Raw genomic sequence first — 16,465 nt, forward strand, 5'->3', positions numbered from 1 at the left:
TGCCTTTTCTTCCGGCGCGGCGTCGATCGAGGAGTAATCCTTGAACTCGCCACCGAAGCGCTCGGCACCGATCTTGGTCAGTGCAGCGGTCAGCGTGGTCTTGCCGTGATCGACGTGACCGATGGTGCCGACGTTGACGTGCGGCTTGGTGCGCTCGAACTTACCCTTTGCCATTGTTGTATACCTTGGATGTCAGAAATAAGGAGGTGAAGGCCTGAGCTTACGCTCAGGACTTCTTGATCACGGTTTCAGCGATGTTCGACGGAGCCGGCTCGTAATGGTCGAATTCCATCGTGAAGGTTGCGCGACCCTGGGTCTGCGAACGCAGCGAGGTGGCGTAGCCGAACATTTCGCCCAGCGGAATCATCGCATTGATGATTTCAGCCGAACCGTCACCGGTCACGCTCGAACCCTGCAGCATGCCGCGACGACGGCTGACGTCGCCCATCACGTCACCCTGATAGTCGCTCGGGGTCACGATCTCGACCTTCATGATCGGCTCCAGCAGGACCGGCTTGGCCTTGGAGAAGCCCTGCTTGAAGGCCATCGAGGAGGCCAGCTTGAACGCCATTTCCGAGGAGTCGACGTCATGGTACGAGCCGAAGACCAGCTTGACCTTGACGTCCACGACCGGGAAGCCCGCCAGCGGACCGCTGGTGATGGTTTCGCGCAGACCCTTTTCGATCGACGGAATGAATTCCTTCGGAATCACGCCACCGGTGATGTCGTTGATGAACAGGAAGTCGTCCTTGATCAGCGGCCCGATCTTCGGGTCGGCACGATCTTCAGCGGTGATCGGCGACAGCTCGATCACGACGTGACCGTACTGACCCTTACCACCGGACTGCTTGGCGTGCTTGTAGTCCGACTTCACGTCCGCCATCTGGATGGTTTCGCGGTACGCAACCTGCGGCTTGCCGACGTTGGCTTCAACGTTGAACTCGCGCTTCATGCGATCCACGATGATGTCCAGGTGCAGCTCGCCCATGCCCGAGATGATGGTCTGGCCGGATTCTTCGTCGGTCTTGACGCGGAACGACGGATCTTCCTGGGCCAGACGGCCAAGGGCCAGACCCATCTTTTCCTGGTCGGACTTGGTCTTCGGTTCGACAGCCATCGAGATGACCGGCTCCGGGAACACCATGCGCTCCAGGATGATCGGATGGTCCTGCGAGCACAGGGTGTCGCCGGTGGTGGTGTCCTTCAGACCCACGGCCGCGGCGATGTCACCGGCCAGCACTTCCTTGATCTCTTCGCGATCGTTGGAATGCATCTGCAGGATGCGGCCGATGCGCTCCTTCTTGCCCTTGACCGAGTTCAGCAGCTGGTCGCCGGCATTGAGGGTGCCCGAGTAGACACGGAAGAAGGTCAGCGCGCCGACGAACGGATCGGTGATGATCTTGAAGGCCAGCGCCGAGAACGGTGCCTTGTCATCCGACTTGCGGCTCAGGGCGATGCTTTCGTCGTCCACATCGGTACCGGTCACGTCCGGCACGTCGATCGGCGACGGCAGCAGCTGCACCACGCCGTCCAGCATGGCCTGCACGCCCTTGTTCTTGAACGCCGAGCCGCAGTACATCGGCACGATGTCGGTGGCCAGGGTGCGCACGCGCAGGGCTTCGACGATCTCGGCCTCGGTCAGCTCTTCGCCGCCCAGGTACTTTTCCATCAGCTCTTCGCTGGCTTCAGCGGCAGCTTCGATCATGTAGGTACGGGCCTCTTCGGCCTCCGCCTGCATGTCCGCCGGGATCTCCAGGTACTCGAACTTCATGCCCTGCGAGGCTTCATCCCAATGGATGGCCTTCATCTTGATGAGGTCGACCACGCCCTTGAAGTTTTCTTCGGCGCCGATCGGCAGCTGCATCGGGACGGCAACGGCACCCAGCTTGGCCTTCAGCTGACCAACGACCTTGGTGAAGTTCGCGCCGGTGCGGTCCATCTTGTTGACGAACGCGATGCGCGGCACCTTGTACCGGTTGGCCTGGCGCCACACGGTTTCCGACTGCGGCTGCACGCCACCGACGGCACACAGCACGAAGACGGCGCCATCGAGCACGCGCAGCGAGCGCTCAACTTCGATGGTGAAGTCGACGTGTCCGGGGGTGTCGATGATGTTGAAGCGGTGCTCCGGCAGGGACTTGTCCATGCCCTTCCAGAACGCGGTGGTGGCAGCGGACTGGATCGTGATGCCACGCTCCTGCTCCTGCTCCATCCAGTCCATGGTGGCAGCGCCGTCATGCACTTCACCGATCTTGTGGCTCTTGCCGGTGTAGAACAGGATGCGCTCGGACGTGGTGGTCTTGCCGGCATCGATGTGGGCCATGATGCCGAAATTGCGGTAACGCTCGATGGGAGTGGTGCGGGCCACGGGAGCCTCTCAATTTCTTGGAATTCGGATGGCCGAACGCCGCCTTTCGGCGGCCTTCGGATTGGCGCGGCACCCCAGGTGCCGCGGGGCAGCACCTAGATGGTGCTGCCGTGCCTGTTTTGCAAGGCCGTCAAACTCACCAGCGGTAGTGCGCGAAGGCCTTGTTGGCTTCGGCCATGCGGTGGGTTTCTTCGCGCTTCTTGATAGCGCCACCACGATTTTCCGAGGCGTCCAGCAGTTCGGCAGCCAGCTTCTTCGGCATGGTGTTCTCACCACGCTTACGCGCCGAGTCGATCAGCCAACGCATGGCCAGCGCCATCTTGCGCGACGAACGCACTTCGACCGGCACCTGGTAGGTGGCACCACCGACACGGCGGGACTTGACTTCGACCGACGGAGCCACGTTTTCCAGAGCCTTCTGAACCAGCTCGACGGAATTCGGGTTCTTTTCGCCGATCACGTCCATGGCACCGTAGACGATCTTTTCAGCGACCGACTTCTTGCCGCTCAGCATCACCATATTGATGAAACGAGCGATGGTTTCACTTCCGTGCTTCGGATCCGGCAGGACAGAGCGCTGCGGCGTATTACCTTTACGAGACATGTGTACTTTCCCTTAGCTCTTCGGACGCTTGGCGCCGTACTTGGAACGGCCCTGGCGACGCTTGGCAACGCCGGAGGCGTCCAGCGAGCCACGCACGGTGTGGTAACGCACACCCGGCAGATCCTTGACGCGACCGCCACGGATGAGGACCACGGAGTGCTCCTGCAGGTTGTGGCCTTCGCCGCCGATGTAGCTAATCACTTCTTCCTGGTTGGTCAGGCGAACCTTGGCAACCTTGCGAAGCGCCGAGTTCGGCTTCTTCGGAGTGGTGGTGTACACGCGCGTGCAGACACCACGGCGCTGGGGGCACTTATCGAGGGCCGGGGAGGCACTCTTATAAGTGGTTGCCTGCCGCGGCTTGCGGACAAGCTGATTGATCGTCGCCATCAGTATGTTCTTCTGAGAGAGGCCAATGAAAAGACTGGCCATGAATGCGGAAATGTGCGAGCAGGCGAAAGACCGGCCTGCTGAGACAGACGATTGTAGCAACCCGGCGAAAACGCAGTCAAATGCGCACACGCCAAGCCAGCCCTGATCCCGGGCCGTTACAGGGGAGCCTTTTCCATGCCCCCCGTTCAGGTTGTCAAGCCGGTCCTTTGAAAGACCGGCGGGCATCCTACCTCATCGACAGGCATCCCACCAGTGGCCGGTGCCGTCGATTTGCCGGGAAGGGGCCGACCGGAGTCGGCACCCTGCCCTGCCGCGGGCCCGGCCGGAGCCGGGCCTGCGTATTACTCGTCGCTGCCCGGCGCCTGCTCGGCGTCGGTCGGCTCGACGGCCACGGCGGCAACAGCAGCCACCTCAGCCACCGCCGGCGTGCTGCCGGACAGGGTCTGCATTTCCGAGTCGGTCAGCCCGGAGGCGTTGCGACGACGGTTGGCGTGGTACGCCAGGCCCGTACCGGCCGGAATCAGACGGCCGACGATGACGTTTTCCTTCAGGCCGCGCAGGTTGTCCGAGGTGCCGCGGACAGCCGCTTCGGTCAGCACGCGGGTGGTTTCCTGGAACGAGGCCGCCGAGATGAACGACTCGGTCGCCAGCGACGCCTTGGTGATACCCAGCAGGACCGGATCGAAACGGGCCGGCAGCTCGTTGCGGGTGGCCAGGCGGGCATTTTCCTCGATGACGCGCTGGCGCTCGGCCTGCTCGCCATTCAGGAACTTGCTGGTGCCCTGATCGGTGATCTCGACCTTGCGCAGCATCTGGCGGGTGATCACCTCGATGTGCTTGTCGTTGATCTTCACGCCCTGCAGGCGGTACACGTCCTGGATTTCCTTGACCAGGTAAGCCGCCAGCGGCTCGACACCCAGCAGACGCAGGATGTCCTGCGGGCTCGGCTCGCCGTCCACGACGGTTTCACCCTTGGTCACATGCTCACCTTCGAACACGATGACCTGGCGGTACTTCGGAATCAGCTCTTCGTGTTCCGAACCATCGGTGTCCTTGATGATCAGGCGCTGCTTGCCCTTGGTGTCCTTACCGAAGCTGATGATGCCCGAGCGCTCGGCCAGGATCGCCGGATCCTTCGGCTTGCGTGCTTCGAACAGATCGGCGACGCGCGGCAGACCACCAGTGATGTCACGGGTCTTGGACGCTTCCTGCGGGATCTTGGCGACCACGTCACCCACGCCGACGGCGGCGCCGTCCTGCAGGTTGACGATCGAGCGCGGCGGCAGCAGGTACTGCGCCGGCAGATCCGTGTTCGGAATGGTCAGATCGTTGCCGTTCTTGTCCACGATACGCACGATCGGGCGCAGGTCCTTCGCCTGCGAACCACGACGCTTCGGATCGGTGATTTCACGCGACGCCAGGCCGGTCAGTTCGTCGGTCTTCTCGATGACGGTGACGCCGTCGATGAAGTCGATGAAGCGGATGAAACCAGCCACTTCGGACACGATCGGGTGGTTATGCGGGTCCCAGTTGGCCACGGTCTGGCCAGCCTTGACCGCATCACCGTCCTTGGAGGTGATGGTCGCGCCGTACGGCAGCTTGTAACGCTCACGCTCACGGCCGTGGGCATCGAGCACCGACATTTCGCCCGAACGCGAGACCGCCACCAGCGAACCGCTGGCGTGCTCGACCGACTTCAGGTTGTTGAACTTCACCGAACCGGTGGTCTTGACGGTGATGTTGTCGACCGCAGCAGCTCGCGACGCCGCACCACCGATGTGGAACGTACGCATGGTCAGCTGGGTACCCGGCTCACCGATCGACTGCGCAGCGATGACGCCGACCGCTTCGCCGATGTTGACGATGTGGCCGCGGGCCAGATCGCGACCGTAGCAGTGTGCGCAGACGCCGAACGGCGAGGCGCAGCTGATGGTCGAACGGACCTTGACCGACTGCACCGAGGCGTCTTCCAGCTTGGCCACCCACTGCTCGTCGAGCAGGGTGTTGCGGGTCACGATCGGATCTTCGTCGTTGCCCGGCAGGAACACGTCCTCGGCCACGACACGACCCAGCACGCGGTCCTTCAACGGCTCCACGACGTCGCCGCCTTCCACGATCGGGGTCATGGTCAGGCCTTCGGTGGTACCGCAATCCACCTCGGTGATGACCACGTCCTGCGCCACGTCGACCAGACGACGGGTCAGGTAACCCGAGTTCGCCGTCTTCAGCGCGGTATCGGCCAGACCCTTACGGGCACCGTGGGTGGAGTTGAAGTACTCCTGCACGTTCAGGCCTTCACGGAAGTTCGCCTTGATGGGCGTTTCGATGATCGAGCCATCCGGTCGCGCCATCAGGCCACGCATACCGGCCAGCTGACGGATCTGCGCCTGCGAACCACGGGCACCGGAGTCGGCCATGATGTACAGCGAGTTCATCGACTTCTGGTCGATGGTCTCGCCTTCGGCATTGACCACCTTCTCGGTACCGATGGTGTCCATCATCGCCTTGGCGATGCGTTCATTGGTGCGCGACCAGATGTCGACCACCTTGTTGTAGCGCTCGCCGGCGGTGACCAGGCCGGACTGGTACTGCTCCTGGATTTCCAGCACTTCGGCTTCGGCCTCGGTGAGGATGCCGCGCTTCTCGTCCGGAATCAGCATGTCGTCGATGCCGATCGACACGCCAGCGCGGGTTGCGTAGGCGAAGCCGGTGTACATCAGCTTATCGGCGAACACGACCGTGTCCTTCAAGCCCAGCTGACGGTAGCTGGAGTTGATCAGGCGGCTGATGTTCTTCTTGGTCAGCTCGGTGTTGGCCAGCGCGAACGGCAGGCCTTCCGGCAGGATTTCAGCCAGCAGGGCGCGACCGATCGTGGTGTCCACGATCGAGGTCTTGTTCTGCTTGTTGCCTTCCTCGTCGGTCACCACTTCGGTGATGCGGACCTTGACGCGTGCGTGCAGTTCCACCACGCGGTTGTCGTAGGCGCGCTTGACTTCGGCGATGTTGGCGAAGGCCATGCCCTCGCCTTTCTTGTTCACCAGCGAGCGGGTCATGTAGTACAGACCCAGCACGACGTCCTGCGACGGCACGATGATCGGCTCGCCGTTGGCCGGCGACAGGATGTTGTTGGTGGACATCATCAGCGCACGCGCTTCCAGCTGGGCTTCCAGCGAGAGCGGCACGTGGACGGCCATCTGGTCACCGTCGAAGTCGGCGTTGAACGCGGTGCAGACCAGCGGATGCAGCTGGATGGCCTTGCCTTCGATCAGGACCGGCTCGAACGCCTGGATGCCCAGACGGTGCAGGGTCGGCGCACGGTTCAGCATCACCGGATGTTCGCGGATGACCTCTTCCAGGATGTCCCAGACTTCGGCTTCTTCGCGCTCGACCAGCTTCTTGGCGGCCTTGATGGTGGTGGCCAGGCCACGACGCTGCAGCTTGGCGAAGACGAACGGCTTGAACAGTTCCAGCGCCATCTTCTTCGGCAGGCCGCACTGGTGCAGGCGCAGGTACGGACCGACCACGATGACCGAACGGCCCGAGTAGTCCACGCGCTTGCCCAGCAGGTTCTGACGGAAGCGACCCTGCTTGCCCTTGATCATGTCGGCCAGCGACTTGAGCGGGCGCTTGTTGGTGCCGGTGATGGCACGGCCGCGACGGCCGTTGTCCAGCAGCGCATCGACCGATTCCTGCAGCATGCGCTTTTCATTGCGCACGATGATGTCCGGCGCGTTCAGCTCGAGCAGGCGGCGCAGGCGGTTGTTACGGTTGATGACGCGGCGGTACAGGTCGTTCAGATCGGAGGTCGCGAAGCGGCCACCGTCCAGCGGCACCAGCGGACGCAGGTCCGGCGGCAGCACCGGCAGCACGGTCATGACCATCCACTCCGGACGGTTGCCCGACTCGAGGAAGGCCTCGACCAGCTTGATGCGCTTGGTCAGTCGCTTGAGCTTGGTTTCCGAACCGGTGCTGGCGATTTCTTCGCGCAGGCGGATCATCTCCGACTGCAGGTCGATGGTGCGCAGCAGTTCGTACACGGCCTCGGCGCCCATGGCGGCATCGAAGTCGTCGCCATGTTCCTGGCGGGCCTGCAGGTACTGTTCTTCGGTCAGCAGCTGGCGGCGCTCCAGGGCGGTCAGGCCCGGCTCGGTCACCACATACGCTTCGAAGTACAGCACGCGCTCGATGTCACGCAGGGTCATGTCCAGCATCAGGCCGATGCGCGAGGGCAGCGACTTGAGGAACCAGATGTGCGCGACCGGCGAGGCCAGGTCGATGTGACCCATGCGCTCGCGGCGCACCTTTGCCAGGGTGACTTCGGTGCCGCACTTTTCGCAGACAACGCCGCGGTGCTTCATGCGCTTGTACTTGCCGCACAGGCACTCGTAGTCCTTGACCGGTCCGAAGATGGCGGCGCAGAACAGGCCGTCACGTTCCGGCTTGAAGGTACGGTAGTTGATGGTTTCCGGCTTCTTCACTTCGCCGAAGGACCACGAACGGATCAGGTCCGGCGAGGCCAGCGCGATCTTGATCGCGTCGAAGTCCAGCGTCTGACGCTGCTGGTTGAAGAGGTTGAGCAAGTCTTTCATGGTGTTTCTCCGAAAGGAGGAAATCTTGTCGATGGGGCTGTCGGTTCAGATGTGGCGGCGCGGCTGCCGGGGCAGCCGCGCCTGCGCGATCAGTTGCCGTCCAGTTCCATGTTGATGGCCAGCGAGCGGATTTCCTTCACGAGCACGTTGAAGGATTCCGGCATGCCCGCGACCATCTCGTGCTCACCGTCGACGATGTTCTTGTACATCTGGTTGCGGCCCTGCACGTCATCGGACTTCACCGTCAGCATTTCCTGCAGGGTGTAGGCCGCGCCGTAGGCTTCCAGCGCCCAGACTTCCATTTCACCGAAGCGCTGGCCACCGAACTGCGCCTTGCCGCCCAGCGGCTGCTGGGTAACGAGCGAGTACGGGCCGGTCGAACGGGCGTGCATCTTGTCGTCGACCAGGTGGTTCAGCTTCAGGTAGTGCATGTAGCCCACGGTGGTGTGGCGATCGAATGCCTCACCGGTGCGGCCGTCATACAGCTGGGTCTGGCCGCTCAGCGGCAGGTCGGCCAGGGCAAGCATGTGCTTGATCTCGGCTTCGGTCGCACCGTCGAACACCGGCGTTGCCATCGGCACGCCGTCGGTCAGGTTGGCGGCCAGGCGCAGCAGCTCCTCATCGCTGAACTGGGTCAGGTCGACGTGGTTGGCGTGCTGGGTCTTGTCGTGGTTGTACACCTCGTCCAGGAACTTGCGCAGGTCGTTGATCGCGGCCTGGGCTTCCAGCATGCCCTGGATCTTGCGACCCAGGCCCTTGGCGGCCCAACCCAGATGCACTTCCAGAATCTGGCCGATGTTCATACGCGACGGCACGCCCAGCGGGTTCAGCACGATGTCCACGGTTTCGCCCGAGGCCATGTACGGCATGTCTTCGACCGGCACCACGTTGGAGACCACACCCTTGTTGCCGTGGCGGCCTGCCATCTTGTCACCCGGCTGGATGCGACGCTTCACGGCCAGGAAGACCTTGACCATCTTCAGCACGCCCGGGGCCAGATCATCGCCCGCGGTGATCTTGCCGCGCTTGTCGGCGAAGCGACGCTCGAATTCCTTCTCGTGCGCCTGGATCTGCTTCTGGGCGCGTTCGATGGCTTCGGAGGCGTCCTCGTCCTTCATGCGCAGCGCGAACCAGTCCGCCTTCTTCAGGCCATCCAGGTACGCCTCGGTAACGGTGTCGCCCTTCTTCAGGTTGGCACCGCCGTTGACCACCTTGCCCACGATCTGCGAACGCAGACGGGCGTAGATGGCGCCTTCCAGGATGCGGAACTGGTCGTCGAAGTCCTTCTTGACGCGCTTGATTTCAGACTCTTCGATCTGACGGGCGCGCTTGTCCTTCTCGATACCGTCGCGGGTGAAGACCTGCACGTCGATGACGGTGCCGTCCATGCCCGGCGGCACGCGCAGCGAGCTGTCCTTCACGTCCGAGGCCTTCTCGCCGAAGATCGCGCGCAGCAGCTTCTCTTCCGGGGTCAGCTGGCTTTCGCCCTTCGGGGTGACCTTGCCGACCATGATGTCGCCGGCGCGGACTTCGGCACCGATGTACACCACACCGCTCTCATCCAGGCGGTTCAGGGCCTGCTCGGAGACGTTCGGGATGTCGGCGGAGATTTCCTCCGGCCCCAGCTTGGTGTCGCGCGCAACGCAGGTCAGCTCTTCGATGTGGATCGTGGTGTAACGATCCTCTTCCACCACACGCTCGGAAAGCAGGATGGAGTCTTCGAAGTTGTAGCCGTTCCACGGCATGAAGGCGATCAGCATGTTCTGGCCCAGGGCCAGTTCACCGATGTCGGTGGACGGACCGTCAGCCAGCACGTCGCCACGCGCCACCACGTTGCCCACTTCCACCAGCGGACGCTGGTTGATGCAGGTGTTCTGGTTGGAGCGGGTGTACTTGATCAGGTTGTAGATATCCACGCCGGCGTCGGTCGCGTCGGTGATCTCCACTTCGTTGACCTTGACCACGATGCGGCCGGCGTCGATCTGCACGATCTCGCCGCCACGACGGGCGTTCACGGTCACACCGGAGTCACGCGCCACAGCGCGTTCGATACCGGTACCCACCAGCGGCTTCTGGGCACGCAGGGTCGGCACGGCCTGACGCTGCATGTTGGCGCCCATCAGTGCGCGGTTGGCGTCATCGTGCTCCAGGAACGGGACGAGCGCGGCAGCGATCGACACGGTCTGCATCGGCGAGACGTCCATGAAGTGGACCTCTGCCGGCGGCTTGAGCAGCGACTCACCCTGGAAACGGCACGGCACGAACTGCTCGGTGAGCATGCTCTTGGCATCGGTCAGGGCGTTGGCCTGGGCGATGACGTACTCGTTTTCTTCGATGGCCGACAGGAATTCGATCTCGTCGGAGACCTTGCCGTCAGCAACCTTGCGGTACGGGGTCTCGAGGAAGCCGTACTGGTTGGTGCGGGCGTACACGGCCAGCGAGTTGATCAGACCGATGTTCGGGCCTTCCGGCGTTTCGATGGTGCAGACGCGGCCGTAATGGGTCGGATGCACGTCGCGCACTTCGAAGCCGGCGCGTTCGCGGGTCAGACCGCCCGGGCCCAGGGCCGAGACGCGACGCTTGTGCGTCACTTCCGACAGCGGGTTGTTCTGATCCATGAACTGGGACAGCTGCGAGGAGCCGAAGAACTCCTTGATGGCTGCAGCGACCGGCTTGGCGTTGATCAGCTCCTGCGGGGTCAGGCCTTCGGACTCGGCCATCGACAGGCGTTCCTTGACCGCGCGCTCGACGCGGACCAGGCCCACGCGGAACACGTTCTCGGCCATTTCACCGACCGAACGCACGCGACGGTTGCCCAGGTGATCGATGTCATCGACCACGCCACGACCGTTGCGGATCTCGGTCAGGACCTTGATCACTTCCAGGATGTCGGAGGTGTCGGCGTGCTCGGCGACCAGGCGCTTGGACTCTTCGTCGTTGCGCTCACCGAAGTACTTGCGGTCGTACAGCACGGCTTCGCCGGTGACAGCCTTGCGGCCGACACGACGGTTGAACTTCATGCGACCGACCGTGGACAGGTCATAGCGCTCGAAGGTGAAGAACAGGTTGTGGAACAGGTTCTGCGCGGCATCCTTGGTCGGCGGCTCGCCCGGACGCATCATGCGGTAGATCTCGACCAGGGCTTCCAGCTGGGTCTTGGTCGGATCGATGCGCAGGGTGTTGGACAGGTACGGGCCACGATCCAGATCGTTCACCCACAGGGTGCCCACGGCATCCACACCGGCCTTGCGGAAGGCCTGCAGCTGCTCGTCGGTGATTTCGTCGTTGGCCTGGGCCAGCAGTTCACCGGTGTTGGCATCGACCACGTCGTGCGACAGGATGCGGCCGACGATGTAATCGTCCGGCACGGCCAGGGCGGCGATGCCCGAGGCTTCCAGCTGCTTGACGTGACGCGCGGTGATGCGCTTGCCGGCTTCCACGATGACCTTGTCACCGTCAGCCAGGTCGAAGTTCAGGGTCTCGCCGCGCAGACGCTCGGCCACCAGTTCCAGCTGCACGCCTTCATCGGGGTTGATGTGGAACGTGTTGATCTCGAAGAACTCGGCCAGCATCTCTTCGTTGCTGTAACCCAGCGCACGCAGCAGGATCGACACCGGCAGTTTGCGGCGACGATCGATACGGGTGAACAGGGCATCCTTCGGGTCGAACTCGAAGTCCAGCCAGGAACCGCGGTACGGGATGATGCGGGCGCTGTACAGCAGCTTGCCCGAGCTGTGGGTCTTGCCACGGTCGTGGTCGAAGAACACACCCGGCGAACGGTGCAGCTGCGAGACGATCACGCGCTCGGTACCGTTCACGATGAAGGTGCCGTTCTCGGTCATCAGCGGGATCTCGCCGAGGTAGACCTCCTGCTCCTTCACGTACTTGATGGCCTTGGTCGACGACTCACGGTCGTAGATCACCAGGCGCACGGTCACGCGCAGCGGTGCGCCGTAGCTCATGCCACGCTGGCGGCACTCGCGCTCGTCGAACACCGGATCGCCGAGCTTGTAGCCGACGTATTCCAGGGCAGCGTTGCCGCTGTAGCTGGAAATCGGGAACACCGACTTCAGGGCGGCATGCAGGCCGTGGTCCGTGCGCTTGGCCGGATCGACGTTTTCCTGCAGGAATTCACGGTAGGAATCGACCTGGATGGCAAGCAGGAACGGCACTTCGAGGATCGAGCGCTGCTTGCCGAAATCCTTGCGGATACGCTTCTTTTCGGTGAACGAATAAGACGTCATGAGGTATCACCTTGGCTGTGCGGATCGTGCGTCCACGACCCGAGGGGAAACTGAAATTGTCAGTTGGAAGTCGCTGGTATTGCCGGCACCAGCACGCCTTCTCCCGCTACTTCCAACTGCCAACTCGTCTGCATCCACTCCCCTGCCCGCGCGCCTGGGCGCCGCTGTGACGGGGGATGACCGCAGCCCGTGTTGGGCTCGTATTTCGGGTGTTGCGTGAAACGACCAAAGGCCGGGGGCTTACGCCCCCAGCCTTGGCTGCATCGCCGTGTTTCGATGGCGAGGCAAGGAACTGCTTACTTGACTTCGACAGTCGCGCCAGCAGCTTCCAGGTCCTTCTTGAACTTGGCAGCGTCGTCCTTCGAAGCGGCTTCCTTGATCATGCCGCCGGCTTCTGCCAGATCCTTCGCTTCCTTCAGGCCAAGGCCGGTGATGGCGCGGACAGCCTTGATGACTTCGACCTTCTTGTCGCCGGCCGACTTCAGGATGACGTCGAATTCGGTCTGCTCTTCAACAGCGGCAGCCGGGCCAGCAGCAGCAGCTGCGGCGACCGGAGCAGCGGCGGAGACGCCGAACTTCTCTTCGATGGCCTTGACCAGCTCCATCACTTCCATCAGGGACTTCTCGGCGATGGCGTCGACGATCTGTTCGTTGGTAAGGGACATTTTGATTACCTTTGGATAATTTTCTGGGTTGAGGTTCCGTTCGGAACCACGGAAACGTCGACTCAGGCGGTTTCGGCGACCGGCTCGGCAGCGTCAGCGGTTTCACCGCCACCCTGCTTGTCGGCCACGGCCTTGACGGCACGGGCGAACATCGTGGCCGGCTCGGCCAGGACGCGGGCCAGCATGGCCAGGGCCTGATCACGGGTCGGCAGCGAGGCCAGCACGTCGACATGGCCAGCCGGGAACAGTTCCCCGCCGATGGCCACGACCTTTGCCTGCAGCTTGTCGTTGGTCTTGGCAAAATCCTTGATCAGGCGACCGGCTGCGCCGGGCTCCTCGAGCGAGAACGCGTACAGCAGCGGACCGACGAGTGCGTCTTTGGCGCATTCGTATTCGGTACCTTCCACTGCACGTGCCGCCAGCGTGTTCTTGACAACTTTCAAGAAAACGCCGGTTTCGCGTGCCTGCTTGCGCATCGCGGTCATCTGGGAGACCGTGGTGCCAGCGTATTCGGCTGCGATCAAGGAGTGGGCCTTGGCGGCGACGTCTGCCAGCTCGGCGACTACTTCTTGCTTCTGGGACAGATTGAGAGCCATTGCACTCCTCCAATTGAACTCCGCTTACGGCTCCTGCCGTGTGCGGTCCTGGGCGGCATCCGTCCTGGACGCCGGGAACATCAGGTGATGTTCCAAGGGTGGGCCGTTCTAGACCTGGATGGCCAACCTGGGAAAACCCAGACGTGCGTAAACCAGAAAAACTCCAGAAGGGCACCATCTACGCAGGGTGATTCCCGAAAGAATCGATTAAGCGTTCGGTACTGCGCCGGCGGCGACTCCCTGCCAATGCGAGCATCCTTGCCCGTCGCCGGTATGTACTGACCGCGCCTGCGGTCTTTGACGGCTATCTCTGCAGGGCGAGCCCCACTCGGATTGCCTTCAAATATCGCGGGTACCGGACCTGGGCCCGGTACCCGCTTGAAACGATTACTTCAGCGACAGCGAGGACTGGTCGATGGTCACGCCCGGGCCCATCGTCGAGCTGACCGAAACCTTCTGCAGGTAGGTGCCCTTCGAGGTTGCCGGCTTGGCCTTGACCAGATCCATCAGCAGCGCCTGCAGGTTCAACTTCAGCGCGTCTTCGGCGAAGTCGGCCTTGCCGATGGTGCAATGGATGATGCCGGCCTTGTCAGTGCGGTAACGCACCTGACCCGACTTGGCATTCTTGACGGCTTCGCCCGGGTTGGCCGAAACGGTGCCGACCTTCGGGTTCGGCATCAGGCCGCGCGGGCCGAGCACGGTGCCCAGCTTACCCACGACGCGCATGGCGTCCGGGGTCGCGATGACGACGTCGTAGTTCAGATCGCCGGCCTGCATCTTCTCGGCCAGGTCGTCCATGCCCACGGCTTCAGCGCCAGCGGCCAGGGCTTCGTCAGCCTTGGCACCGGCCGGTGCGAAGACGGCAACGCGCACGCTCTTGCCGGTACCGGACGGCAGCACGGTGGAACCGCGCACCTGCTGGTCGGACTTCTTGGCGTCCACGCCCAGGCGCACAGCGACGTCGAAGGACTCGACGAACTTGGCCTTGGTAGCGGTCTTCAGGATCTTGATGGCGTCCTCGAAGGCGTATGCCTTGCCCGGGACGACGGCGGCCTTGATGGCCTTCTCACGCTTGGTCTGTGCCATCTTCTTAACCCTCTACCACGAGGCCCATGGAACGGGCAGAACCGGCGATGGTGCGCACCGCGGCATCCAGATCGGCAGCCGTCAGGTCTGCTTCCTTGGTCTTGGCGATCTCTTCGAGCTGCTTACGGGTCACCTTGCCCACCTTTTCGGTGTTCGGGCGCTTGGAACCCGAGGAGATACCTGCAGCCTTCTTGAGCAGCACGGCAGCCGGGGTGCTCTTGGTGATGAAGGTGAAGGTACGGTCCGAGTAGGCCGTGATGATGACCGGCACCGGCAGACCCGGCTCCAGCTTCTGCGTGGCGGCATTGAAGGCCTTGCAGAATTCCATGATGTTCAGGCCACGCTGACCCAGCGCAGGACCGACCGGCGGCGAGGGGTTGGCCTGACCGGCCTTCACCTGCAGCTTGATATAACCGACAACTTTCTTTGCCATGAGTATGCTCTCCGGGTGCTAGCGCCTTACGACAACAGGCTCCCCATCGGACCGGGAATCACGCGTCCCGGCATCGCGTTTTGAATTCACGCAGAAGGCCACCTCGCGGCGGCCCTTGCTTTTTGCCAGCTTCCTGGCAGGAAGCCGCGCACTATATCAGGTTTTTTCCGCCCTTGCCTCAAGGCTGACGGGCGCAGGCTGTTCAGGTTCCGGGCGGCCGCCCGGAACCCACTGCCCTCAGGCTCAGACGGCCTTTTCGACCTGGCCGAACTCGAGCTCGACCGGGGTGGCACGACCGAAGATCAGCACCGAGACGCGCAGACGGCTCTTCTCGTAGTTGACTTCCTCGACCACACCGTTGAAGTCGTTGAACGGACCTTCGGTGACACGGACCATCTGGCCCGGCTCGAACAGCACCTTCGGACGGGGCTTTTCCACACCTTCCTGAACGCGGTCCAGGATGGCAGCAGCCTCTTCATCACGGATCGGCAGCGGACGATCGGCGGTACCGCCGATGAAGCCCATCACCTTGGAGGTGTCCTTGACCAGGTGCCAGCTTTCGTTGTCGATGCGCGGGATACCGTTTTCTTCGTGGGTCTCGATCTGGACCAGCACGTAACCCGGGAAGAACTTGCGCTCGGAACGGCGCTTCTGGCCGGCGCGCATTTCGACCACTTCCTCGGTCGGGACCAGGACGTCACCGAAGCGCTCCTGCATCTCGTCACGCACGATGCGATCGCGCAGAGCCTGCGCAACCGACTTTTCGAAGCCCGAATAGGCGTGAACGACGTACCAACGCTTCACTGGTTTCTCCTTATCGACCCAGGAACCACTGGGTCAATTTCTGAATCACGAAGTCAAATCCGCCCAGCAGCAGGCTGAGGATGATCACCACAACGATCACCACCCAGGTCATGCGAATGGCTTCCTGGCGCGTCGGCCAGACCACCTTGCGCAGTTCGAAACGCGATTCGGAAAGGAATTCCCGCGTGTCGCGACCCTTGCCGGTCAGCAGGAACACGCCGAGGCCGGCCACCAGGCCAACGACAACGGCCAGACCGCGAAGCGGACCGGCCCATGCACTCTGGGAGGCATGCTCAGGAGCACCGAACCAATACCAAGCAAAAAGACCCGCCAGCACCAGGATCGCTGCGACGGCGTACTTGACGATGTCACCTCCAGTGGAGGCGTTGTCTTTGGAATGCTCGATCTTGCTGTTCATCCGGCTCTGGCTGCTGTGGCGGCATAGCCGCTGGAAGGGAGAAGTGGCACGCCAGGAGGGACTCGAACCCCCAACCTGCGGTTTTGGAGACCGCTGCTCTGCCAATTGAGCTACTGGCGTACTGAAAAAACTTGCCTTCCCTAAGACGGCGAAGGCGGACCGAGGTTCCCGGCCCGCCACTCGCGAGACCGGCAGCAGCGCTATGCGACCGCCGGTATTGCAGTATTACGCGATGATCTTGGAGACCACGCCGGCGCCGACGGTACGA

At 62.7% G+C, this 16,465-nt stretch carries 12 protein-coding genes and 1 tRNA gene; all 13 read right to left on the reverse strand.

Going from position 1 to position 16,465, the window contains the following annotated elements; all coding sequences use genetic code 11:
- Positions 1 to 174: GTP-binding protein (locus ACWV8V_RS18550; protein WP_239503271.1), on the reverse strand; the 174-nt coding region annotated here is incomplete at its 3' end.
- A 52-nt stretch (positions 175 to 226) separates the two neighbouring features.
- On the reverse strand, positions 227 to 2,368 hold the full coding sequence (fusA, locus tag ACWV8V_RS18555; RefSeq protein ID WP_259262186.1) for an elongation factor G: 2,142 nt from the start codon (positions 2,366 to 2,368) through the stop codon (positions 227 to 229).
- A gap of 136 nt (positions 2,369 to 2,504) precedes the next feature.
- Positions 2,505 to 2,972, reverse strand: coding sequence for a 30S ribosomal protein S7 (rpsG, locus tag ACWV8V_RS18560; protein WP_019186122.1), 468 nt, complete (start codon positions 2,970 to 2,972; stop codon positions 2,505 to 2,507).
- 12 nt (positions 2,973 to 2,984) lie between these two features.
- Positions 2,985 to 3,359, reverse strand: coding sequence for a 30S ribosomal protein S12 (gene rpsL / locus ACWV8V_RS18565; RefSeq protein WP_017356008.1), 375 nt, complete (start codon positions 3,357 to 3,359; stop codon positions 2,985 to 2,987).
- A 344-nt stretch (positions 3,360 to 3,703) separates the two neighbouring features.
- Positions 3,704 to 7,951, reverse strand: a complete 4,248-nt coding sequence (gene rpoC, locus ACWV8V_RS18570; RefSeq protein WP_259262185.1) for a DNA-directed RNA polymerase subunit beta' — start codon at positions 7,949 to 7,951, stop codon at positions 3,704 to 3,706.
- An 89-nt stretch (positions 7,952 to 8,040) separates the two neighbouring features.
- Positions 8,041 to 12,195, reverse strand: coding sequence for a DNA-directed RNA polymerase subunit beta (gene rpoB / locus ACWV8V_RS18575; RefSeq protein WP_259262183.1), 4,155 nt, complete (start codon positions 12,193 to 12,195; stop codon positions 8,041 to 8,043).
- Between the two features lie 296 nt (positions 12,196 to 12,491).
- On the reverse strand, positions 12,492 to 12,860 hold the full coding sequence (gene rplL / locus ACWV8V_RS18580) for a 50S ribosomal protein L7/L12 (protein WP_019186119.1): 369 nt from the start codon (positions 12,858 to 12,860) through the stop codon (positions 12,492 to 12,494).
- A 62-nt stretch (positions 12,861 to 12,922) separates the two neighbouring features.
- Complete coding sequence (gene rplJ / locus ACWV8V_RS18585) at positions 12,923 to 13,456, reverse strand: 50S ribosomal protein L10 (RefSeq protein ID WP_121044660.1); 534 nt, start codon at positions 13,454 to 13,456, stop codon at positions 12,923 to 12,925.
- A gap of 387 nt (positions 13,457 to 13,843) precedes the next feature.
- Complete coding sequence (rplA, locus tag ACWV8V_RS18590; protein ID WP_121044663.1) at positions 13,844 to 14,542, reverse strand: 50S ribosomal protein L1; 699 nt, start codon at positions 14,540 to 14,542, stop codon at positions 13,844 to 13,846.
- Positions 14,543 to 14,546: 4 nt separating this feature from the next.
- Positions 14,547 to 14,975, reverse strand: coding sequence for a 50S ribosomal protein L11 (gene rplK / locus ACWV8V_RS18595; protein WP_019186116.1), 429 nt, complete (start codon positions 14,973 to 14,975; stop codon positions 14,547 to 14,549).
- A 243-nt stretch (positions 14,976 to 15,218) separates the two neighbouring features.
- Positions 15,219 to 15,779, reverse strand: a complete 561-nt coding sequence (gene nusG / locus ACWV8V_RS18600; protein ID WP_019186115.1) for a transcription termination/antitermination protein NusG — start codon at positions 15,777 to 15,779, stop codon at positions 15,219 to 15,221.
- 10 nt (positions 15,780 to 15,789) lie between these two features.
- Entirely contained in the window at positions 15,790 to 16,197 is a 408-nt protein-coding gene (secE, locus tag ACWV8V_RS18605; RefSeq protein ID WP_121044666.1) for a preprotein translocase subunit SecE, read from the reverse strand.
- Between the two features lie 44 nt (positions 16,198 to 16,241).
- A tRNA-Trp gene (locus ACWV8V_RS18610) sits at positions 16,242 to 16,317 on the reverse strand.
- Between the last annotated feature and the right edge of the window lie 148 nt (positions 16,318 to 16,465).

It is taken from the genome of Stenotrophomonas sp. Ker107b (assembly GCF_053847245.1).